This window comes from Nocardia sp. SSK8 (genome assembly GCF_037034205.1).
Lineage (GTDB): Bacteria > Actinomycetota > Actinomycetes > Mycobacteriales > Mycobacteriaceae > Nocardia.
In genome coordinates, this window is sequence record NZ_JBAGKD010000012.1 from 160,477 (window position 1) to 182,545 (window position 22,069).

22 protein-coding genes are annotated in these 22,069 nt (G+C 68.5%); 12 read left to right on the forward strand and 10 right to left on the reverse strand.

The features are described 5' to 3' along the window. The first annotated feature begins 29 nt into the window (after nucleotides 1-29). Nucleotides 30-335: a hypothetical protein gene (locus WA675_RS21740; protein ID WP_336086648.1), complete on the forward strand. Its 306-nt coding sequence runs from the start codon at nucleotides 30-32 to the stop codon at nucleotides 333-335. Nucleotides 336-374: 39 nt separating this feature from the next. Here the strand turns inward: WA675_RS21740 and WA675_RS21745 are convergent, their stop codons facing one another. From WA675_RS21745 to WA675_RS21775, 7 genes are all read right to left on the reverse strand, one after another. Continuing rightward, nucleotides 375-2,345, reverse strand: a complete 1,971-nt coding sequence (locus WA675_RS21745) for a molybdopterin-containing oxidoreductase family protein (RefSeq protein WP_336086650.1) — start codon at nucleotides 2,343-2,345, stop codon at nucleotides 375-377. 43 nt (nucleotides 2,346-2,388) lie between these two features. Beyond that, on the reverse strand, nucleotides 2,389-3,243 hold the full coding sequence (locus WA675_RS21750) for a hypothetical protein (protein WP_336086652.1): 855 nt from the start codon (nucleotides 3,241-3,243) through the stop codon (nucleotides 2,389-2,391). Between the two features lie 94 nt (nucleotides 3,244-3,337). Next, nucleotides 3,338-3,931, reverse strand: coding sequence for an Rv0361 family membrane protein (locus tag WA675_RS21755; protein WP_336086654.1), 594 nt, complete (start codon nucleotides 3,929-3,931; stop codon nucleotides 3,338-3,340). A gap of 276 nt (nucleotides 3,932-4,207) precedes the next feature. Next, a complete protein-coding gene (locus WA675_RS21760; RefSeq protein ID WP_442945689.1) occupies nucleotides 4,208-5,392 on the reverse strand; it encodes an acetyl-CoA C-acetyltransferase in 1,185 nt (394 codons plus the stop codon). A 9-nt stretch (nucleotides 5,393-5,401) separates the two neighbouring features. Beyond that, entirely contained in the window at nucleotides 5,402-6,022 is a 621-nt protein-coding gene (locus tag WA675_RS21765; RefSeq protein ID WP_336086656.1) for a TetR/AcrR family transcriptional regulator, read from the reverse strand. Nucleotides 6,023-6,083: 61 nt separating this feature from the next. After that, complete coding sequence (locus tag WA675_RS21770) at nucleotides 6,084-6,881, reverse strand: SDR family oxidoreductase (RefSeq protein WP_336086658.1); 798 nt, start codon at nucleotides 6,879-6,881, stop codon at nucleotides 6,084-6,086. After that, a complete protein-coding gene (locus WA675_RS21775) occupies nucleotides 6,878-8,059 on the reverse strand; it encodes an acyl-CoA dehydrogenase family protein (RefSeq protein ID WP_442945693.1) in 1,182 nt (393 codons plus the stop codon). Before WA675_RS21775 ends, WA675_RS21770 begins: the two co-directional genes overlap by 4 nt. 85 nt (nucleotides 8,060-8,144) lie before the next feature. Here WA675_RS21775 and WA675_RS21780 point away from each other — a divergent pair, with 85 nt between their 5' ends. From WA675_RS21780 to WA675_RS21815, 8 genes are all read left to right on the forward strand, one after another. Further along, nucleotides 8,145-9,710, forward strand: a complete 1,566-nt coding sequence (locus WA675_RS21780) for a FadD3 family acyl-CoA ligase (RefSeq protein ID WP_336086661.1) — start codon at nucleotides 8,145-8,147, stop codon at nucleotides 9,708-9,710. Beyond that, a complete protein-coding gene (locus tag WA675_RS21785) occupies nucleotides 9,707-10,555 on the forward strand; it encodes an enoyl-CoA hydratase (protein WP_336086664.1) in 849 nt (282 codons plus the stop codon). Before WA675_RS21780 ends, WA675_RS21785 begins: the two co-directional genes overlap by 4 nt. Beyond that, complete coding sequence (locus WA675_RS21790; protein ID WP_336086666.1) at nucleotides 10,552-11,694, forward strand: acyl-CoA dehydrogenase family protein; 1,143 nt, start codon at nucleotides 10,552-10,554, stop codon at nucleotides 11,692-11,694. Before WA675_RS21785 ends, WA675_RS21790 begins: the two co-directional genes overlap by 4 nt. Nucleotides 11,695-11,860: 166 nt before the next feature. Then, nucleotides 11,861-13,036: an acyl-CoA dehydrogenase family protein gene (locus WA675_RS21795; RefSeq protein WP_336086668.1), complete on the forward strand. Its 1,176-nt coding sequence runs from the start codon at nucleotides 11,861-11,863 to the stop codon at nucleotides 13,034-13,036. A gap of 38 nt (nucleotides 13,037-13,074) precedes the next feature. Beyond that, nucleotides 13,075-14,124, forward strand: a complete 1,050-nt coding sequence (locus WA675_RS21800; protein ID WP_336086670.1) for an acyl-CoA dehydrogenase family protein — start codon at nucleotides 13,075-13,077, stop codon at nucleotides 14,122-14,124. A gap of 106 nt (nucleotides 14,125-14,230) precedes the next feature. Continuing rightward, nucleotides 14,231-14,692 carry a MarR family winged helix-turn-helix transcriptional regulator gene (locus WA675_RS21805; protein ID WP_336086672.1) on the forward strand — a complete coding sequence of 154 codons (462 nt, stop codon included), beginning with the start codon at nucleotides 14,231-14,233 and terminating at the stop codon, nucleotides 14,690-14,692. A gap of 18 nt (nucleotides 14,693-14,710) precedes the next feature. After that, a complete protein-coding gene (locus WA675_RS21810) occupies nucleotides 14,711-15,961 on the forward strand; it encodes an MFS transporter (protein ID WP_336086675.1) in 1,251 nt (416 codons plus the stop codon). Between the two features lie 86 nt (nucleotides 15,962-16,047). Beyond that, nucleotides 16,048-16,797, forward strand: a complete 750-nt coding sequence (locus WA675_RS21815; protein ID WP_336086677.1) for a DUF427 domain-containing protein — start codon at nucleotides 16,048-16,050, stop codon at nucleotides 16,795-16,797. A gap of 102 nt (nucleotides 16,798-16,899) precedes the next feature. Here WA675_RS21815 and WA675_RS21820 read toward each other — a convergent pair whose 3' ends face one another. From WA675_RS21820 to WA675_RS21830, 3 genes are read right to left on the reverse strand one after another with little or no spacing between them, the layout of a single operon-like run. Continuing rightward, entirely contained in the window at nucleotides 16,900-17,358 is a 459-nt protein-coding gene (locus WA675_RS21820) for a prevent-host-death protein (RefSeq protein ID WP_336086678.1), read from the reverse strand. A 58-nt stretch (nucleotides 17,359-17,416) separates the two neighbouring features. Continuing rightward, a complete protein-coding gene (locus WA675_RS21825) occupies nucleotides 17,417-17,749 on the reverse strand; it encodes a hypothetical protein (protein WP_336086680.1) in 333 nt (110 codons plus the stop codon). Between the two features lie 2 nt (nucleotides 17,750-17,751). Then, nucleotides 17,752-18,933 (reverse strand): Rieske 2Fe-2S domain-containing protein, encoded by a 1,182-nt coding sequence (locus WA675_RS21830; protein WP_336086682.1) that lies wholly within the window; start codon nucleotides 18,931-18,933, stop codon nucleotides 17,752-17,754. 194 nt (nucleotides 18,934-19,127) lie between these two features. Between WA675_RS21830 and hsaA the strand changes: the two genes are divergently transcribed. Genes hsaA through hsaC form a run of 3 tightly spaced genes read left to right on the forward strand, consistent with a single transcriptional unit; the run spans nucleotide 19,128 to nucleotide 22,069 of the window. Beyond that, nucleotides 19,128-20,291 carry a 3-hydroxy-9,10-secoandrosta-1,3,5(10)-triene-9,17-dione monooxygenase oxygenase subunit gene (gene hsaA / locus WA675_RS21835; protein WP_336086684.1) on the forward strand — a complete coding sequence of 388 codons (1,164 nt, stop codon included), beginning with the start codon at nucleotides 19,128-19,130 and terminating at the stop codon, nucleotides 20,289-20,291. 3 nt (nucleotides 20,292-20,294) lie between these two features. Further along, nucleotides 20,295-21,167 (forward strand): 4,5:9,10-diseco-3-hydroxy-5,9,17-trioxoandrosta-1(10),2-diene-4-oate hydrolase, encoded by an 873-nt coding sequence (gene hsaD / locus WA675_RS21840; RefSeq protein ID WP_336086686.1) that lies wholly within the window; start codon nucleotides 20,295-20,297, stop codon nucleotides 21,165-21,167. After that, complete coding sequence (hsaC, locus tag WA675_RS21845) at nucleotides 21,164-22,069, forward strand: iron-dependent extradiol dioxygenase HsaC (RefSeq protein ID WP_336086688.1); 906 nt, start codon at nucleotides 21,164-21,166, stop codon at nucleotides 22,067-22,069. The genes hsaD and hsaC overlap by 4 nt, the downstream gene beginning before the upstream one ends.

Below are 22,069 nucleotides of genomic sequence, written 5' to 3' on the forward strand. Positions count from 1 at the left end.
TGATGAGGGCGCTCGTCAGAAGGGCGTTGGTGAGCACGTTGGCGGCGGCGCTGCTCGGCACCGGTGTGGTGCTGGGTGTGGCGCCCGCGCAGGCGCAGTGGCAGCCGGGCTGTGCGGCGTACCCGGTGAACAACACCGCGGCGTATTCGCAGTGCTACTGGCCCGTGCGGCATCAGGTGCGGATCGAGTGCAGGCACTCGTGGGGCTGGTTCGGTGGCCCGTGGGGCACCTATCAGCGGTGGGGGAATGTGGCTTGGGACGGCCAGCAGTCCTGGGCGCGGTGCGATTTCCCCGGCACCCTGGTGCGGTGGGAGGTCGTGCATCCCTGGTGGTGAATCCGGACAGGGCGTGACGCTCGGGCGCCGCGCCCTGCTTCACCGTGGGCGCACCTCGACGCGGTTGTCGTGGAAGACCGCGCCGCCCGCGTAGTCGGCATCGCGTTCGGCGATGGTGGCGTTGACGGTCGCGCCGCCGGTGAGCTTGGCCCAGCGGCCCTTGGTGGTCGCGGCGACGCCGGGGCGGACGCGATCGGAGATCTCGGCGACGGCCTCGAAGGAGCCGCGGGAATTGGCGACCACCACCGGTGTGCCGTCGGTGATTCCGCGTGACTCGGCGTCGGCGGGGTGCAGGGTGATGCGGGGTTCGCCTGCGCGGCGGCGTAATTCGGGGTTGGAGCCGAAGGTGGTATTGAGGAAATAGTGGGAGGCGGCCGAGATCAGGACCAGACCGGAGCCGGTGTCGCCGGGTGGGGTGTAGCCGGGCATGGGATCGTGACCCGCCAGTTCCGCTCGGGTGGAGACGAATTGGAGCTTGCCCGCGGGGACCGGGCCCGGCTCGATCTTCAGGTAGCCATCGGTGCGGAGCCGGTCGAGGTCGTAGCCCTTCAGTAATTGCCGCATCAGTTCTTCGTCGGAGTCATAGAGCGCGGGCTCGGTGAGACCCAGGCGCCGCGACAACCGACGGAAAGTCTCTGTGGTGGATAGGCATTCGCCCGGTGCCTCGACGGCGGGTTCGTTCCAGACCAGGTAGAGGTGGCCGTATCCAGCGAGCACGTCGAGGTGCTCGGGCTGCATGGTCGCCGGTAGGACGATGTCAGCGTAGTCGACGGTGTCGGTCGAGAAGTGTTCCAGGACAACAGTGAACAGGTCATCGCGCGAGAGACCCTCGATGACGCGACCCTGGTCGGGATTGGAACCGACCGGATTGGCGGCGATCACGAATAAGGCTTTGACCGGCGGGTCGTCGGCGTCGAGCAGGGTTTCGCCGAGCCTGGTCATCGACAGGGTGCGCACCGGGTGTGGGAGCAGGTCGTCGCGGATCATGGCGTCGAGGTCGACCCGAAAGTGTCCGCTGGTCGAATAGTGCAGTCCCCCACCGGGAATCGCCCAGTCGCCGGTGACGCCGGGTAGGCAGGCGAGCAGCCGTAGCGCCATTCCGCCGCCCGCGTGCCGCTGCATCCCCTGGGAGGCGCGGATGGCGGTCGGGCGGGTGCGGGCGATCCGTTCGCCGAGCCCGACGATCTGTGCCTCGGTGAGGCCGGTGATCGCGGCGACCCGCGCGGGCGGATACTCGGCGATGCGCTCGCGGAACTCGGGCCAGCCCTCGGTGTGTTCGGCCAGGTAGGCGTCGTCCTGGGCGCCCAGCGACACGATCACGTGCAGCAGGCCCAGCGCCAGCGCCGCGTCGGTGCCCGGCAGCGGCGCCAGGTGCTCATCGCAGCGTTCGGCGGTCTTGGTACGCACCGGGTCGATGGCGACCAGATGCGCGCCGCTGTCCTGGATGAACTTCCAGACGTGATGGCCGGAGCTGAGCGGATTGGTGCCCCAGAGCAGGATCAGTTCCGAATGCGCGAGATCCTCGGGGTCCATGCCGCCAGAGGTGCCGAGGGTGTAGCGCACGCCCGCGCTGCCCGCGACCGAGCAGATGGTGGGCCGGTGGTGCGAGGCGCCGAGCACATTGAACATCCGGCGGCCGGGGAAGCCCTCCATCCCCTGGAGGTAGCCGAGACTGCCGGTGCCGTGGAAAGGCCAGATCGCCTCGGCCCCGAATTCGTCGATGATCCCGGTGAGCCGCGTCGCGATCTCGTCCAGCGCGGTCTCCCAGCTGATCCGCTCGAACCGCCCCGACCCCTTCGGGCCCGTCCGGCGCAGCGGATACCGCAACCGATCCGGGGCCCCGACCTGTTCGAGATACCGATTCACCTTCACACACAGCGCACCCCGGGTCACCGGATGCTCCTTGTTCCCCCGCAGACCGGTCGCCACACCGTCCTCCACGGTGACCACCCACGAGCACGCGTCAGGGCAATCGAGCGGGCACGCACCGAGCACCTTCACGCCACCCATCGTAGGCACCCACCTTGAATTCCCCCTGGAGCTCCGACCCAGCTCACGTGAGCACATCCCCCCGCATCAACCGCCCCACCACCTCGTGCGTCCTCAATTCGCCCCGCGCCTCGGGATGCCGCGTATAGAACCCGATCGCATGCAGTAACAGCGCGAAATCGACCGGGTACATATCGTGCACTTCGAGCATGCGAGGGCTTATCTTGAGAATCTTCGCCACCCGACGATATTTTCCGATATACCGAATATCAGATTCGGCCCGGGGAATTATCCGGATCACCGGCGCGTCATTTCTGGACTCGGCGTAGATCGACTCGATATCGGACCAGCTCAACTCCCTGCGCAGACCGATATCCGTCAGAGCGATGCAGTCGGGAGTCAACACCAGGCGGCTTCCGGCCAAGGTGCGGAGTACGGGAATCAGCACCACCATCAGCACCGCCAGAGTGACCATCAGCACCAGCTGAAGCCAGTTCAAAATCGTCCGAGCGGCGTCATCCGACGACGACACATACCTGGCGACCGTCACTCCACGGACCACGAAACCCGCCAGACAGACGATCGGAAAGCCGAACAGCAGGTATCGCCGGGCCCGGCGAACGCAGAACTCGAGCCCCTCAGCCGCCGTCCCCCGCGGAGCGGCAGCGGGAGCGAAGTACCTCCGCCGAACCCGGATCAGGACGAGCCCTGCCGCCGCCAGTAACGCACTACCGACAATCAACATGGCACCGTTGGCAACTCCGTACCAGCTATCTATCGCCCAAGCGGACGCGGTATAGAACGGGCCGACCAACACACAGCCGAGGAAGAACAGGGCGACGAATACGGCCCGCTTACGAAATCGCGACGGACCCCACTGATCGGGCCAGGGCATGAGCAGATTGGTGGGTAACGGCACGGCGTTCAGAATATGGCCCGGCGGGTGGGGCCACGGCCGGTGAACCGGTTCGGGGAACCGGACCACCGGCCGCTCACCGCGGGGGTCTACTCCCCTACTCGGTCTCGATGACCGGGTTGAGGATCCCGCAGACCAGCCAGCCGCCGTCCTCCTCGACCAGCTTGTAGGTCGCGGTCGTGGTCGTCTTCTGGCCGAGGATGGTCATGCTCATCGCGGTGGTGAAGGTGCCGGAACTACTGCCGGACTTGACGTCCACGCTCCTGAGGGTGGTGGTCGTCTTCGGGAGGTTGGTGTTGCCGGACGGCGCGGCGGTGGGCGTCGCCTGGTTCTTGTACTTGTTGATCTCGTCGCGATCGGCGGCGCACACGAGATCCTCGAGGTCGCCCTTCTGGTCGACCCAGGCCTGCGCGGCCTCGCGCGGGGTGTCGTAACCACCGCCGCCGATCGAGCCGCCACCGTTGACGAAGTACAGCGCGCCGACCGCGACCGCGGCCAGCACCACCACGCCACCGAGGAGGAGAGCGATCTTGCCGCCGCTGCCGCCGGACGGGCGGGGCGGCTGGCCGTAACCCGGCGCGCCGTACTGCGGCGCGCCCTGCTGGTACGGCCTTCCCGGCTGCTGATAGGGCTGGCCGGGCATCGGCTGGCCCGGCATGGGCTGGCCCTGCGCGTACGGCTGGCCGGGCATCGGCCCGCCCGCATACGGTTGACCTTGATACGGATTGGGGGGTTGGGGGTGACCCATTCGGAATTCCTGTTCCCTGTTCACGAGTGACACCCATCCGGCGTCACCTCAGCACATGGCTTACCCACTGCGCCCACACGTTAGGCAGCACAGGGATGAGCAACCCTTCAGCTTGGCGACCGAACAGTTGCTTGGCAAGACCCCGAACACGCCGTATACCGCACTACGGCCCGGTGCCGGATCCTCCAGCACCGGGCCGTGGTACGGCTTCGCGTCGAGTTAGTTCGGCGCGTCGAGACGCTCGATGATGGTGACGTTGGCGGTGCCGCCGCCCTCACAGATGGTGAGCAGGCCGTAGCGGCCGTTGACGCGCTCGAGTTCGTGGAGGAGGGTGGCGAAGAGTTTGGCGCCGGTGGCGCCGAGGGGGTGGCCGAGGGCGATGGCGCCGCCGTTGACATTGACCTTCTCCGGGTCGGCGCCGATCTCCTTGATCCAGGCCAGGACGACAGGGGCGAAGGCCTCGTTGATCTCGATGACGTCGATGTCCTCGATGGTCAGACCGGCCTTCTCCAGCGCCCACTGGGTGGCGGGGATGGGTGCGCTGAGCATGAAGATGGGGTCGGCGCCGCGGGCGCTGACGTGGTGGATGCGGGCGCGCGGGGTGAGGCCGTATTCCTTGACCGCCCATTCCGAGGCGAGCAGGGTGGCCGAGGCGCCGTCGGAGATCTGGCTGGCGACGGCGGCGGTGAGCGGGCTGCCCTCGCTCAGCGGCTGCAGCGAGGCCATCTTCTCCAGGCTGGTCTCGCGCGGGCCCTGGTCGACGGTGAACTCGCCGACCGGCACGATCTCGGCCTCGAACCGGCCCGCGGCGATGGCGGCACGGGCGCGCTCGTGGCTGCGCAGCGCCCAGCGCTCCATGTCCTCGCGGGTGATGCCCCACTTCTCGGCGATCAGCTCGGCGCCGCGGAACTGCGAGACCTCGCCGGTGCCGTAGCGCGAATCCCAGCCGGTGGCGCCGACGAACGGCGAGTCGAAGCCGTACTCCTTGCCCGCGAGCATGGCCGCCGAGATCGGGATAGCGCTCATGTTCTGCACACCCGCGGCGACGATCACCTCGGCGGTGCCGGACATGATGGCCTGCGCGCCGAAGTTCACGGCCTGCTGGCTGGAGCCGCACTGCCGGTCGACGGTGACGCCGGGGACCTCTTCGGGGTAGCCCGCGGTCAGCCACATGGTGCGGCCGATATTGCCCGCCTGCGGGCCGATGTTGTCGACACAGCCGACGATCACGTCGTCGACAACGGCCGGGTCGATCCCGGTGCGCTCGATCAGCCCGCGCAGGGCGGCGGCACCGAGATCGGCGGGGTGCACACCGGCCAGCGCGCCACCGCGCTTGCCGACCGCGGTACGCACCGCGTCGATCACGTATGCCTGGCGCAGCGGGGTGTAGGGCCGAGCGGTCATGGGAAACTCCTAGCTGGGACTGCTCCCGGGCACGGTGAGCCCGTCGAGCACGATGGTGAGGTATTGCTGGGCAAGGTTTTTCACGGTGATCGGGCCACCGGGGGTATACCAGCGCACCGCCACCCACACGGTGTCGCGCAGGAAGCGGAAGGCCAGTTCCACATCGAGTTCGGGGCGGAAGCTGCCGTCGGCGACGCCCGCGGTGAGCACCCGGTGCCACAGCTCGCGGAACTCGACATTGAATTCGCGGATGTAGCCGAAGCGTTCGGCGTCGCGCAGGTTCTTGGCCTCGGCCTGGTAGATGGCGACGGCGGCGTGGTGCCGGTCGAAGGCCTCGTAGGAGGCCAGCACCAGCGCCTCCAGGGTCTCGCGCGAGCTCAGCCCGGCCGCGGCGATCTCGCGGTAGCGGCCGAACAGGTCGTCGAGGAAGCCGCGCAGGATCTCGTCGACCATCGACTCCTTGGAGTCGAAGTGGTGGTAGAGGCTGCCGGAGAGGATGCCCGCCGAGTCCGCGATGTCGCGCACGGTGGTGGCGCGCAGGCCACGTTCGGCGAACAGGTCGGCGGCGAGGTCGAGGAGTTCGGCGCGGCGCGTGCGTTTCACGGTGTCGGGTGCGGTCACACCTGACATCGTACAACCAAGCAATTGCTTGGTTCCCTGAATGGGGAACCCCCGTGCCACGCCGAGCCGATCATGCTCGTTGACTGCTCACCGAGACCACCTCACCGGTCAGGTATGAGGTGTAGTCACTGGCCAGCATGGCGATGGTCGCCGCTACTTCCCAAGGTTCGGCGGCGCGACCGAAGGCCTCGCGCTCGCTGAGCGCGTCGAGCAGTTCGGTCGAGCTCACCTTGTCCAGGAACGGATGACGCGCGATGCTCGGCGCCACGGCATTGATCCGCACACCGAATTCGGCGGCCTCGACCGCGCTGCACCGGGTCAGCGCCATCACGCCCGCCTTGGCGGCGGCGTAGTGGGCCTGGCCGTGCTGGGCCCGCCAGCCCAGGACGCTGGCATTGTTGACCAGCACGCCACCGTGGCCCGCGCTACGGAAGTAGCCGAGGGCGGCCCTGGTGCAGCGGAAGGTGCCGGTCAGGGTGATGTCGAGGACCTGGTCCCACTGCTCGTCGGTCATGTCGACCACCGGCGTCTCACCGCCGAGACCGGCGTTGTTGACCATGATGTCGATGCGCCCGAGCGCGGCGGCGGCCTCGGTGAGCAGCCGGTTCACCTGGTCGGTGTCGCGGACATCGCAGACCACCGCGGCGACCTGACGCTCCGGGAACTCCTTGGCCAGCAGCTCGGCGGTCTCGGTCAGGCGACGCTCGTGCCAGTCGGAGACGACGACGTCAGCGCCCTCTTCCAGGAGCCTGCGCGCGGTGGCCGAGCCGATGCCGGTACCGGCGGCGGCGGTGATCACGGCCTTACGGCCGGTCAGCAGGCCGTGGCCGGGGATGGACGGGGGCGGGATGGACAGCGGGCCGGTCACGGGCGGGCCTCCCGCGGCAGACCGAGCACCCGCTCGGCGATGATGTTGCGCTGCACTTCGTTCGAACCTCCGTAGATGGTGTCGGCGCGGCTGAACAGATACAGCCGCTGCCATGCGGTCATGTCGTCTTCCCCGGTGATCAGCCCGGCGGCGCCCTGCACCGCCATGGCGAGTTCGCCCAGGTCGCGATGCCAGTTGGCCCACAGCAACTTCGACACCGACGCGCCGCCCGCGTCATCGGCGTCCTCGCTCATGGTGCGCAGCGCGTGCGCGCGCAGCACCCGCAGCCCGACCCAGGCGCGGTCGAGGCGATCGGCGAGGAGCGGGTCGTCGGCGGCGCCGGTGCGGCGGGCCAGTGCCTCGATATCGGCGAGTTCGCGGGCGAAGCGGATCTGCTGACCGAGCGTGGAGATGCCGCGCTCGAAGGTCAGCGTGCCCATGGCGATACGCCAGCCGTCGCCGGGTTCGCCGACGACCAGGTCCGCGTCGGTGACGGCATTGTCGAAGAACACCTCGTTGAATTCCGACGTGCCGGTGAGCTGTTCGATCGGGCGCACTTCGATGCCCGGCTGGTTCATCGGCACCAGCAGGTACGACAGGCCCTTGTGCCTGCTCGAGCCGCGCTCGGTGCGCGCGATGACGAAGCACCAGTCGGCCACGTGGGCGAGCGAGGTCCAGATCTTCTGGCCGTTGATCACCCACTTGCCGTCCTCGAGGCGCGCGGTAGTGCTCACGGCGGCCAGGTCGGACCCGGCGCCCGGCTCGGAGTAGCCCTGGCACCACAGCTCGCCGACCGAGCGCACGCCCGGCAGGAAGCGCCGCTTCTGCTCGTCGGTGCCGAAGGCGAGCAGCGTCGGCCCGAGCAGTTCCTCACCCACGTGCGAGACCCGCGCGGGCGCGTCGGCCTTCGCGTACTCCTCGTGGAAGATCACCTGCTGGCGCACGCTGGCCCCGCGGCCGCCGTATTCGACCGGCCAGCCCAGGCAGGTCCACCCGGACGCGGCCAGGTGCCGGTCCCAGGCGAGGCGCTCGTCGAAGAATTCGTGCTCGCGGCCGGGTCCGCCGGTGCCGCGCAGGTCAGCGAACTCACCGGCGAGGTTCTCGGCCAGCCAATCGCGTATTTCCGCGCGAAACTCCGCGTCGGAGGTCGCGGTATCGGAATCTGAGGTCTGGATCACGCCCACCCCGGTAGGATAACCTACCAAGCACTTGCTTTGTTAGCTGCTTCGGTAAGAACAGCAACCGCACAACGGTGAGGACCCCGTGACATCCCCTGCCCAAACCACCCCGCAGGCGCTGCGAGAGATCGCCGCGGCGCACCCGAACGAGCCCGCCCTTGTCGACGGCGCGATCCGCCTGACCTGGGCCGACCTGCTCGACCAGGTGCGCGTCGCCGCCCGCGCGCTGATCGCTCGCGGCATCGCCTCCGGTGACCGGGTCGCCCTGTGGGCGCCCAATACCCACCACTGGGTCGTCGCCGCGCTGGCCGCGCACTCGGTCGGGGCGGCGCTGGTTCCGCTCAATACCCGGTATGTGGCGGCCGAGGCGGTCGATGTGCTGGGCCGGGTCGGCGCCACGGCACTGTTCGTCGCCGGGCCGTTCCTCGGGCGCGACCGGGCGGCCGAGCTGCGGGAGCGGGTGCTGGAGCTGGGGATCGGGACGGTTGTCGTCATCCCGGTCGAGTCCGACGCGACGACGCCGCACGCGGAGCCTTCCCCGGTGACGCTGAGCTGGGACGAGCTGCTCGCCCAGGCCGCGACTGTCCCCGAGACAGTCGGCGAAGAGCGGGCCGCGGAGGTCTCCCCCGATGACATCGCCGACATCCTGTTCACCTCCGGCACCACCGGCCGCAGCAAGGGCACCCTGGTGGCGCACCGGCAGGCACTCGGCGTGGTGCGCGGCTGGGTCGAGTGCTCCACCCTGCGCGCGGGTGATCGCTACCTGATCATCCCGCCGTTCTTCCACAACTTCGGCTACAAGGCGGGCATTCTCGCCTGCCTGGTCACCGGGGCCACGATCGTTCCCCAGGCCACCTTCGATGTGCCCGCCGCGCTCGCGCTGATCGAGGCCGAGCGGATCACCGTGCTCACCGGACCGCCGACCATCTACCAGACCATCCTCGAGCATCCCCAGCGCGCCGAGCGCGACCTGAGCTCGCTGCGGGTCGCGGTGACCGGCGCGGCGACGGTGCCGGTGGTGCTGATCGAGCGGATGCGCGACGATCTCGATTTCGAGGTGGTCATCACTGCCTACGGCCTGTCCGAGTCGGCCGGATTCGGCACCATGTGCCGCCCCGAGGACGACGCGGCCACCATCGCCAACACCTGCGGCGGGCCGATCGCCGATTTCGAACTGCGCCTGTCCGAGGCGGGTGAGGTGCTGCTGCGCGGCCCCAATGTCATGCTCGGCTACCTCGACGATCCCGAGGCCACCGCCGAGGCGATCGACGCCGAGGGCTGGCTGCACACCGGCGATATCGGTGTCGTGGACGAGCGCGGGTATCTCAAGATCACCGATCGGCTCAAGGACATGTACATCACCGGCGGCTTCAATGTGTATCCCGCCGAGATCGAACAGACCCTGGCCCGGCTCGACGGCGTCGCCGAATCCGCGGTGATCGGGATACCGGACGAGCGGATGGGCGAGGTCGGCAAGGCGGTCGTCGTCCGCAAGGCGGGATCGAGCCTGACCGAAGCCGATGTGATCGCCTTCGCCACCGGTGAATTGGCCAATTTCAAAGTGCCCCGGCTCGTGGAGTTCCGCGACCAGCTGCCCTACAGCGCGGCGGGCAAGGTGCTCAAGCGTGAGCTACGTGAGGAGAAGTCGTGAGTCCCGAATCCGAAACCGACGTCGTCACCTATGAGGTGCGCGGACCGGTCGCCGTGGTCACCATGAACCGGCCCGATTTCCGCAACGCGCAGAACTCGAAGATGACCTACGCCCTCGACGCCGCCTTCGTGCGCGCGGTGGAGGACCCCGAGGTCAAGGTGATCGTGCTGGCGGGCAATGGGAAACACTTCAGCGCCGGGCACGACATCGGCACGCCGGGGCGCGACCACCACGTGCACTACGAGAACAAGGCCGCGCTGTGGTGGGACCATGTCGACCGGCCCGGCGGCGATCAGCGCTTCGCCCGCGAGACCGAGGTCTACCTGGGCATGTGCCGCCGCTGGCGGGAGATCCCCAAGCCCACCATCGCGATGGTGCAGGGCGCCTGCATCGCGGGCGGGCTGATGCTGGCCTGGGTCTGCGATCTGATCGTCTGCTCCGATGACGCGTTCTTCTCCGATCCCGTGGTCCGGATGGGTATTCCGGGTGTGGAGTACTTCGCGCATCCGTGGGTGATGGGGCCGCGCGCGGCCAAGGAGTTCCTGTTCACCGGTGACCGGTTCGGCGCTGCCCAGGCCAAGGAGTGGGGCATGGTCAACCGGGTCGTGCCGCGCGAGCAACTCGAGACCGAGGTGCTCGCGCTGGCCGAGAAGATCTCGGCCATGCCGCAATTCGGCCTCGCGCTCACCAAGAAGGCCGTCAACCAGGCCGAAGACCTGATGGGGATGCGCAGCGGAATGGACTCGGTCTTCGGGCTGCACCATTTCGCGCACGCCCACAATGCCGAAGTCGGCGCCGATTCGCTGGGCGGAATGAACGCTCGCTCGATGAAGGACAAAGCGTGAATCTCGAGATCGACCCGGCCGCGCAGGCGTTCCAGCTGGAGGTGCGCGAGTTCCTCGCCGCCAACGTTCCGCGGAAGCCGCTGCCGTCCATGGATACCGCCGAGGGCTTCGAGGCGCACCGTGAATGGGAGGCGACCCTGGCGGGCGCGCGCCTGTCGGCGGTGTCGTGGCCGCGCGAATACGGTGGCCGCGACGCCTCCATCCTGGAGTGGGTGCTCTTCGAGCAGGAGTACTACGCGGCGGCCGCGCCCGGCCGCGTCGCCCAGAACGGCATCTTCCTGCTCGCGCCGACCCTGTTCGAGCACGGCACCGCCGAGCAGCTCGCGCGCATCCTGCCGCGAATGGCCCGCGGTGACGACATCTGGGCGCAGGCTTGGTCCGAGCCCGAGGCGGGCAGCGACCTGGCGAGCCTGCGCTCGACCGCGCGCCGCACCGAGGGCGGCTGGATCCTCAACGGCCAGAAGACCTGGAGCTCGCGCGCGTCGTTCGCCGACTGGGCCTTCGGCCTGTTCCGCAGCGACCCCGAGGCCCAGCGCCACCACGGCCTCACCTACGTGATGTTCCCGCTCACCGCCGAGGGCGTGAGCGTGCGCCCGATCCCCCAGCTCGACGGTGAGCCCGGCTTCGCCGAGATCTTCCTCGACGACGTCTTCGTGCCCGACGCCGATGTGATCGGCGCGCCCAACGAGGGCTGGCGCGTGGCCATGGCGACCTCGAGCAACGAGCGCGGCCTGTCGCTGCGCAGCCCCGGCCGCTTCAGCGCGACCGCCCAGCGGCTCATCGACCTGTGGAAAGACACCGCCGACCCGGCCGACACCGCCGCGCGCAATGCCGTGGTGGACGCCTGGCTGGGCGCCGAGGCCTACCGCCTGCACACCTTCGGCACGGTCACCCGGCTCACCGACGGCGGCCAGCTCGGCGCGGAATCCTCGATCACCAAGGTGTTCTGGTCCGAGCTCGATATCGCCATGCACGAGACCGGCCTCGACCTGCTCGGGTCGGCCGCCGAGCAGGAGAGCAAGTGGACCGATGGGTACCTGTTCTCGCTGTCGGGTCCGATCTACGCCGGTACCAACGAGATCCAGCGCAATATCATCGCCGAGCGCATCCTCGGCCTGCCGCGTGAGAGCAAGCGGTGAGCGCGCCGTCGCGCGGGCGCGTGCACGGAACCGCCCGCCATTGCCCGCCCAGACCAGCGGCATCGGGGCCGTCTTCCCTGCGCGTGCGCGGAACCGCCACGGTACAGCCCGACCAGGCACGCACGGCAGCGCGCCGCACCGCCCGCCCCAGCACAGGAGGTCAGCGATGAGATTCGCGCTCAGCACCGAACAGCTCGACTTCGCCGCCGAGCTGCGCAAGATCCTCGACGCCGGGCAGGTTCCCGCCGCCGTGCGCGCGTGGTCCAGCGGTGACACCACCAAGGGCCGGGCGCTGCTGCGTCAGCTGGCCGAGATGGGGGTGTTCGGCCTGATCGTCGACGAGAAGTACGACGGGGCCGACGCGACACCGGTCGACCTGGTGGTCGCGCTGGTCGAGCTGGGCCGCGCCGCGCTGCCCGGCCCGGTGATCGAGTCGGCCGCGGTGATTCCCGCGCTGCTGCAACGTCTTCCGGATGCGGCGATCGCCGAGCGATACCTCCCTGCGCTCGCGTCCGGCGAGCAGCTCGGCACCATTACCTTCGAGGAACCGCAGCGCGGAATCACTCTCGACGCGGATACCGCCGATCTGGTGCTGGTCGCGGGCGGGCAGCGCGTCGGCCCGGCAGGCACGCCCGGCACCGCTATCACGTCCGGCACCGCTGCCACCTCCGGCACCGCCGCTACGCCCGGCACCACGGCCACGTCTGACGGAGCAGACGCATCCGGCGTGGCTGGGTCTGTGGGCGTGTGGATCGCCGACTCCAGCGGTGCCCAGAGCGGCGGCCGGACGACGGGTGGTGCGGAGTCCGCGGTTGCCTCGATCGACCCGGCTCGCAAGATCGCCCAGGTCACCGTGGGCGAACTGATCGCTGATGGGCCGGAGGCCGAGGCCGCCGTTGCCTACGCCTTCGACGTCGGCGTGCTCGCCTGTGCCGCACAGCTGCTCGGTGCCGGTCGCGCGATCCTCGAGCAGACCACCGCCTATGCCAAGCAGCGCAAGCAGTTCGGCCGCGCGATCGGTGAATTCCAGGCGGTGAAGCAGCAGCTCGCCGATGTGCTGATCGCCCTCGACCTGGCCGAACCGCTGCTCTATCGCGCGGCGCTCACCCTGGACACCGACGACCGCGCGCGTGACGTGTCGGCCGCTCTCGTGACCTGCGCCGACGCCGCCCACCGCGCCGCCCGCGCGGGGCTCCAGGTGCACGGCGCCATCGGTTACACCGCCGAATGCGATCTGTCGCTGTGGCTCACCAAGGTCACCGCGCTGCGCACCGCGTGGGGCACCGCCGATTTCCACCGCGCCCGCATCGCCGCCGCTCTGCGTTCCCCCGTGGCGGTGTGAGATGCGCGGACCCGATCACCCCTCGCGAGGAACCTGCCATGTCATCGACTGAACTGCTCGAATTCCGCGACTCGGTGCGCGCGCTGCTGGACAAGCACGCGAACTCCGCCGCCCTGCGCACCGCCATCGACACCGACCTCGGGTACGACCCCAAACTGTGGTCGATGCTGTGCGAGCAGGTCGGCGTCGCCGCGCTGGCCATCCCCGAACAGTGGGGCGGCGCGGGAGCGGGCCTGGTCGAATCACTCATGGTGGTGGGCGAATTGGGCCGGGTGCTCGGCTCGGTGCCGATGCTCGGATCGGCCGTGCTCGGCGTGCAGGCCATCCTGCTGGCCGGGGACGACGAGTCGAGCGCGCGATTGCTCCCCGACCTGGCCGACGGGTCACGCACGGCCGCGCTGTGCTGGGCCGATGCCGACGGCTGGGACTCCGCCGGGGTCACCGCCACCGGCGGGAATCTGAGCGGCACAGCACATTACGTGCTGCACGGGGCCCAGGCGGAGCTACTGCTGGTCCTCACCGACGCGGGCCTGTTCGAGACGACACCCGACGCACCCGGCGTCATCGTCACCCCGACCCCCGCCCTCGACCCCACCCGCAAACTCGCCACCATCACCTTCGCCGATACCCCCGCCACCCTGATCGGCACCGGCGACCCGGCCGCCCTGCGCACCCGCCTGCGCGAGATCGCCTGGGCCGCGTTGGCCGCCGAACAGGTCGGCGCGGCCCGTCGCTGCCTGGAGACCACGGTCGAATACACCGCCTCGCGCGTGCAGTTCGGTCGTCCGATCGGCAGTTTTCAGGCGCTCAAGCACCGGATGGCCGATCTGTACGTGCTGGTCGAGTCGGCGGATTCGGCGGCGCAGGCCGCCGCGCAGGCGGTCGCCGAGAACGCCGCGTCGGCCGCAGAGGACGTCTGGGTGGCGCGCAAGCACTGCACCGAGGCGTTCTCCACCGTGGCCGCCGAGACCATCCAGCTGCACGGCGGCATCGCCATCACCTGGGAGCACGACGCGCACCTGTACTTCAAGCGCGCCCATGCCACCAGCGAGCTCTTCGGCACCGGACGTCGCCCGGTAGCCGCCTGAGATTCACCCGAAAGCCCCGGTCACAACCTCGTGACCGGGGCTTTCGCCGGTCGTGCGACAGCTCACCGCGCCACCCACTCGATTTAGATAGTTAGCTTATGCAATAATGTGGAGCGTGCAGCAGAACGAGCAGCCCTCCGCAGACGACATCGTGGTCGACCTGTTGGTCACTGCCGGTCGGCTCACCCGGCTGGCCGGGGCGATCAGCGAGGACGACGTGCCAAGAGCGGTCCTGCGAGCCCTCGCCGTGCTCGACGAGCACGGGGGCATTCGCGTCAGCGAGTTCGCCCGGATCGATCGATGTTCACAACCGGCGGCAACGGCGCTGCTCGGACGACTCGTCACCGACGGACTCGCCACCCGCACCAGGGACCCGCAGGACTCGCGGGCGGTGCTCGTGGAACTCACCCCGGCCGGCCGCACCCGCCTGGCCACCGCGCGGCGCGCCTTCGCCGCGGCCATGGCACCCGGACTCGCCGATTTCCCCCTCGATCGGCTCATCCGGCTCGACACCGATATGAACGACCTGCTGACAGCCCTGCGCGCGGTTGCCCGCGGTCGACAGTGAAGCAACCAGGAGCTCTCTATGAGTAACGTGTTGACTCGCGACGACAACGCCGCAGCCACCACCGCCCCGGCATCCGGGCAGCCCAAGGCCGTCTGGGCCGTCGCCTTCGCCAGCGTGATCGCGTTCATGGGCATCGGCCTGGTCGACCCCATCCTCAAGCCGATCGGCGAGCAACTGCACGCCAGCCCCTCGCAGGTCTCGCTGCTGTTCACCAGCTATATGGCCGTCACCGGCGTCGCCATGCTGATCACCGGCGTCATCTCCAGCCGCTTCGGCGCGAAGAAGACGCTGCTGTCGGGTCTGGCGATCATCGTGGTGTTCGCCGGGCTGGCGGGGATGTCGTCCACGATCGGCGAGATCATCGGGTTCCGCGCGGGCTGGGGTCTGGGCAACGCGCTGTTCATCGCGACCGCGCTGGCCACCATCGTGGGCGCGGCCAGCGGCGGTGTCGCCAAGGCGATCATCCTCTACGAGGCGGCCCTGGGTATCGGCATCGCGACCGGCCCGCTGCTGGGCGGCCTGCTCGGCGGCATCAGCTGGCGCGGACCGTTCTTCGGCGTCTCGGTGCTGATGGCCATCGCCTTCGTCGCCATCGTGGTGCTGCTGCCCGAGATGCCCAAGCCGACCAAGCCGACCTCGATCACCGCGCCGTTCAAGGCCCTGCGTCACCGCGGTCTGCTGACGGTGAGCATCACCGCGCTGCTCTACAACTTCGGCTTCTTCACCCTGCTCGCCTACACCCCGTTCCCGCTGGACATGGGCACCTACGCGATCGGCTTCATCTTCTGCGGCTGGGGCATCCTGCTCGCGCTGGCCTCGGTGTTCCTGGCGCCGAAACTCCAGGCGCGCTTCGGATCCCTGCCGATGATGGCGCTGTCGCTGGGGCTGTTCGCCGTGGACCTGGCCGTGATGGGCATGTTCGCCGAGCACAAGATCGTGCTGATCGTCGGCGTGGTCATCGCTGGCCTGTTCCTGGGCGTGAACAACACCCTGATCACCGAGGCCGTCATGATCTCCGCCCCGGTCGAGCGTTCCACCGCGTCGGCGGCCTACAGCTTCGTCCGCTTCGCCGGTGGCGCGGCCGCGCCCTGGGTGGCGGGCAAGCTCGGCGAACACAGTGTCTCGCTGCCGTTCTGGCTCGGCGCCGCCTGCACCGCCGCCGCCGTGGGTGTGCTGGTCATCGGGCGCTCCGCCCTCGCCCACATCGACGACCACGACCCCGCCCCGCACAGCGTGGAAGAGGCCCAAGCCATCACCGTCGGCGACTGACCCGTCCCCGCCGGTGCACCCCGACGCCCCCGCTGCCACGAGCAGCGGGGGCGTTCGTGTCGGTGCCCGGGCGTAGCGTCGTGGTCATGACCGAAGACAAGCGTGGGCGGGTGCGGGTCGAGGCGTCACCGAAGCGGGTGCGGGTGTATCTGCGTGGGCGGTTGGTCGCCGATACGCCGCGGCCGCTGCTGGTCTGGGAGGTTCCCTATTATCCGACGTATTACGTGCCGCTGGTCGACGTGCACGCGGATCTGGAACCCAACGGGATCAGCGAGCACTCCCCCAGCCGGGGCGATGCCACCGGCTACGACGTGGTGATCGACGGTGTGCGCGCCGAGGCCGCGGCACAGCGATTCCTCGATTCCCCGCTCCCGGATCTGGTCGACGCCGTGCGCCTGGATTTCGCCGCGTTCGACTGGTTCGAGGAGGACGAGCCGATCATGGTGCACCCGCGCGACCCGTACTCCCGGGTGGACATCCTCGGCAGCTCGCGCACTGTCCGGGTGGAGATCGACGGGGTCACCGTCGCCGATTCCGCCGCGCCGCGAATCCTGTTCGAAACCGGCCTGCCCGCACGGTATTACCTGCCGCTGCCCGATGTGCGAATGGATCTGCTGACCCCGTCCGGCACCCACACCAGCTGCCCGTACAAGGGCACCGCCGACTACTGGAACGTCGAGATCGACGGCACCGAACACCGCGACATCGTGTGGATCTACCGCACGCCGCTGCCGGAGAGCCAGAAGATCGCGGGCCTGGCCTGCTTCTACAACGAGAAGGTCGACATCTACCTCGACGGCGTCTTACAGGACCGCCCCCGAACCCCGTTCAGCTGATCACTCGGGAATCTCGAGCACGCCCTCGTCAACCGCCCACTTGATGGACTTCTCCAGCGACGGGCACGATTCCGGCCTGCTCAGTCGTCGCGGCCGCCACAGTTAAGGACGCTCCACGATCTCGTCGGCGTCGAGCCAGTCCAGGTCCGCGCTGCCGAGCCCGGCGGCGATCGCCGTAGCTGTTTCTTTCCATGACGTCAGCTCGGCGATCGCCAGGTGCGGCTGGTCGGTGGAGAACGACGCGCGGGCCGCATCGACCAGATCCTGCGCGCAGGTCTCCCGGTCCGCCGGGGTGAGGGCGAGCATCCAGGGGAACGCCTTGGACATGCGATCGGCCAGCGAGCCATTGTCGTCGAGGGTGACCGTAATGAGCTGCGCGGCGAAGTTCAGCAGGCAGGCCCTGCCCTTCGCCTCACGCTGTGACATCAGCACCAGCGCTTCACCGTCGCGCCGGGTCACCGTCACGGGGTGGATTTCAGCCTCGGCGAAGACCTCGGCGGGGTGCTTGCTCAAGTCAGAGGAGCGCCGGGTCGCCGCGGGTAGGTCTGCTGCGAGGCTCATGAATCCATGGTATTCGGAACGTATTCGGAAGTCCAGCAGTCATCGCTGGACTTCGGCTTCACTCAGGAATCTCGAGGACGCCCTCGTCGACCGCCCACTTGATGGACTTCTCCAGCGACGGGCACGATTCCGGCCGCCCCGGCCGGGCGCCGTGAGCGCTGAGCTGGGCGAAGACCGGGCAGTGGGTGTCGGGGCGTTCGGTCCACTGCACCGAGGTCTGGTGCGCGCTGGACTTGCGCACCAGGACCTCGGCCTGGCAGGCCTGACACCGCAGTGGTGTCAGGCCGTTGTCCAGGTAGTGCTGCTTGTCGACCGTGGTCTGGGCACGCACCGCCGCTCGCCGCGCGGGCTGATCGGCGAAGTCGGGCGCTTTGGCCCAGGTCGGAGGCATGGTTACACGCCCGCTTCGGCTTCTTCGGCCTCAGCCTTGCGGCGCAGGTTCTCCGCCACCTCGGCCTCCCAAGCCTGGTTGGCCTTGGTGGTGTCGACCTCGAACTCGAAGCGCTGGGTCATCTTCTCGGTGACATCGGCGGCATCGACGTAGAACTGCTCGTACCAGCGGCGCAGCTGGTAGACCGGGCCGTCCTCCTCGCACAGCAGCGGGTTCTCGACCTTGGACTTGTGCTTCCAGATCTCGACGTCCTGCAGGAAGCCGTCACCGAAGAACTCCGTCATCGAGGCGGCCAGCTTCTCGGCGGTGGCGTCGTCGATGCCCTTGGGCTTCTCCACGGCCAGGCCGTACTGCAGCACGAAGGCATCCTGGCTGACCGGGTAGTGGCAGTTGATCAGCACGACCTTGATCTCGTACCCGCCGTAGATGTTGACCAGCGGATTGACCATGTAGGACGGCCCGAAGTAGGAGGCCTCCGACTTCAGCAGTGTCTCGCCGCCGTACTTGGCCGCCATGCCGATGTCCGGCCGACCCTTGGTCTCGAGGAACTGCGTGGCCACATGGCCCTCGAAGACGTTCTTGAAGTACGTCGGGAAGGCATAGTGGATGTAGAAGAAGTGCGCCATGTCCACGACGTTGTCGATGATCTCGCGGCAGTTGGAGCCCTCGATGTGCATCGTGTTCCAGGTCCACGGCGTCCAGCCGCTGTCATGAACCTCGCTGGGGTTGCCCTCCGCGTCGGTGTAGGGACCCTCGATGTGCGGGATCGTGACCTCGGCGGGCGGTTCGTTGCCCTCGTGGTCGTGCCAGATGAACAGCTGGCCGTTGCGCTCGAGCGTGGTCCACTTCCGGGTGCGGGCCAGCGGGGGAACGCGGCGCGCGTACGGAATCGAGGTGCACTTGCCGCTGGCGCCCCAGCGCCAGTCGTGGAACGGGCAGGCGATGTCGTCGCCCTTGACCGTGCCCATGCTCAGGTCGCCGCCCATATGCCTGCAGTAGGCGTCGAGCACGCGGATCTCGTCATTGGTGTCGGTCCACACCACGAGCTTGGTCCCGAAGATCTCGATCGCGTGCGGCTTGCCGTCGCGGAAGGTCTTCGCCAGACCGACACAGTGCCAGCCGCGCGCAAACCTGGTCGGCGTTGTGCCGACGTCGAGTTCCCTCACCTTGGGGTTGACTGCCATCCCGAACCCTCCTTGTTCACTAGAACACGTTACAAAACGAGGCCACTTCACGCCAGTTGTCCAGCGAACTTCTCTGTCGAGTCTTGTTATATACGAGGTAGGGCGTTCTTCTCGACAGAAATGAGAACCTGTTCTAGTCTCAGAGTCGAACAAGAACCGGTTGTCGATCCGACAAGGCAGGAGCGGGCTCCGAAATGACGCAAGAAGTGACCGAACGGGTCGAGGCACTGCTGCCGACGCTGCGTGAACGTGCGCAGGAGGCCGAGGACCTGCGCCGCATTCCCGAGGAATCCATCAAGGCGCTGCAGGAGACCGGCTTCTTCCGGTTGCTCCAGCCCAAGCAGTGGGGCGGCCACGCCGCCGACCCGGTCGTCTTCTACGACACCGTGCGCAAGATCGCCAGCGCCTGCGGATCCACCGGCTGGGTCGCTGGCATCATCGGCGTGCACAACTGGCACCTCGCGCTGTTCGATCAGCAGGCCCAGGAAGACGTCTGGGGTGAGGACACCGACGTGCGGATCTCCTCCTCCTACGCCCCGATGGGCGCCGGTCAGGCCGTCGAGGGCGGCTACATCGTGCGCGGCTCGTGGGCCTGGTCCTCTGGCTCGGATCACGCCACCTGGGCGGTGCTGGGCGGTCCGGTGATCAAGAACGGCAAGCCGGTCGACTTCGGCTCGTTCCTCATCCCGCGCTCGGACTACCGCATCGACGACGTGTGGAATGTCGTCGGCCTGCGCGGCACCGGCTCCAACACCGTGGTGGTCGAGGACGTCTTCGTCCCCACCCATCGCTTCCTGAGCTTCCGCGCGATGAGCGAGGGCCGCGCGCCCGGCCTCGAGCAGAACTCCGACGCGGTCTACAAGATGCCGTGGGGCACCATCCACCCCACCACCATCTCCGCGCCGATCGTCGGCATGGGCTACGGCGCCTACGAGGCGCACGTCGAGCACCAGGGCAAGCGCGTGCGCGCGGCCTACGCGGGCGAGAACGCCAAGGACGACCCGTTCGCCAAGGTGCGGGTGGCCGAGGCGGCCAGCGATATCGACGCCGCCTGGCGTCAGCTCTCGGGCAATGTCGCCGAGGAGTACGCGCTGCTGCAGGCGGGCGAGGAAGTGCCCTTCGACCTGCGCGTGCGCGCCCGCCGCGACCAGGTGCGCGCCACCGGCCGGGTGATCGCCTCGATCGACATGCTCTTCGAGTCCTCCGGCGCCACCGCGCTCGCCAACGGCACCCCGCTGCAGCGCTTCTGGCGCGACGCGCACGCCGGGCGCGTGCACGCGGCCAACGATCCCGAGCGCGCCTACGTCATGTACGGCACGCACGAGTTCGGCCTGCCCGTCACCGACGCCATGGTGTAGCCGATGACCCAGACCGCTGAACTCACCTACGAATCGACTTCCCGGTTCGCGCAGGTCACCCCCGATCTGCAACTGCACTATCACGAGGCGGGCGTCGGCAACGGCCCCACGATCGTGCTGCTGCACGGCGGCGGCCCAGGCGCCTCGGCGTGGTCGAACTTCGCCCGCAACATCCCCGTGCTGGCCGAGCGCTATCACGTGATCGCGCCCGATCAGCCGGGTTACGGCAAGTCCGACAAGCCCGTCGAGCACCCGCAGTACTTCGTGCACAGCTCCAACGCGCTGCTGGCCCTGCTCGATCACCTCGAGATCACCGAACGCGTGCACCTGCTTGGCAACTCGCTCGGCGGCGGCGCCTCGGTGCGCTTCGCGCTCGATCACCCCACCCGCGCGGGCAAGCTCGTGCTGATGGGCCCGGGCGGGCTGAGCACCAATCTGTTCGCGCCCGACCCGACCGAGGGCGTCAAGCTGCTCTCGAAGTTCACCTACGAACCGACCAGGGACAACTTGGAGAAGTTCCTGCGGATCATGGTCTTCGACCAGTCGCTGGTCACCGACGAGCTGATCGACGAGCGCTTCGCCCTGGCCAAGACGCCCGAATCGCTGGCGGCCATGCGGGCGATGGGCAAGTCCTTCGCCAGTGCCGACTTCGAGAAGGGCATGCTCTGGCGCGACGCGTACAAGCTGCGTCAGCCGGTGCTGCTCATCTGGGGCCGCGAGGACCGGGTGAACCCGCTCGACGGCGCGCTGGTGGCCACCAAGGTCATTCCGCGCGTGCAGCTGCACGTGTTCGGTGGCTGCGGGCACTGGGCGCAGCTGGAGAAGTTCGACGAGTTCAACCGGCTCACCATCGATTTCCTCGGAGACAAGCAATGAGCATTCGCGCACTGGGCTACATGCGCATCGAGGCCACCGACATGGCGGCCTGGCGCGAATACGGCCTCAAGGTGCTCGGCATGATGGAGGGCTCCGGGCTCGACCCCGACGCCCTCTACCTGCGAATGGACGATTTCGCCGCCCGCCTGGTGATCGTGCCCGGCGAGCAGGACCGGCTGCTGGTCTCGGGCTGGGAGGTCACCGACGCCCGCGGGCTGCAACAGCTGCGCGAGACCCTCGACAAGGCCGGGGTCGCCTTCACCGAGGGCACCAAGGAAGAACTCGGTGAGCGCCGGGTCGAGGGCATGATCCGGTTCCAGGACCCGTCCGGGAACACCCTCGAGGCGTTCTACGGCGCGCAGTACCTGGGCCGCCGCTTCGTGAGCCCCTACGGCCACAAGTTCGTCACCGCCGAGCAGGGCCTGGGCCATGTGGTGCTGACCTGCACCGACGATGCCGCCGCGCAGGCGTTCTACCAGGACATCCTCGGCTTCCGGCTGCGCGACTCCATGCGGCTGCCGCCGCAGATGGTCGGCCGTCCCGCCGACGGCGACCCGGCCTGGCTGCGCTTCTACGGCTGCAACCCGCGCCACCACGCGCTGGCGTTCCTGCCGCTGCCGAACCCGACCGGGATCGTGCACCTGATGGTCGAGGTGGAGAACTCCGACGATGTCGGGCTGTGCCTGGACCGGGCGTTGCGCAAGAAGGTCAAGATGTCGGCCACGCTCGGGCGGCACATCAACGACAAGATGCTGTCGTTCTACATGAAGACGCCCGGCGGGTTCGATATCGAATTCGGTTGCGAGGGGCTCGAAGTCGACGACGACGATTGGGTCGCGCGCGAATCCACCGCGGTCAGCCTGTGGGGTCACGACTTCACCGTCGGATTCAAGCAGCAGTAG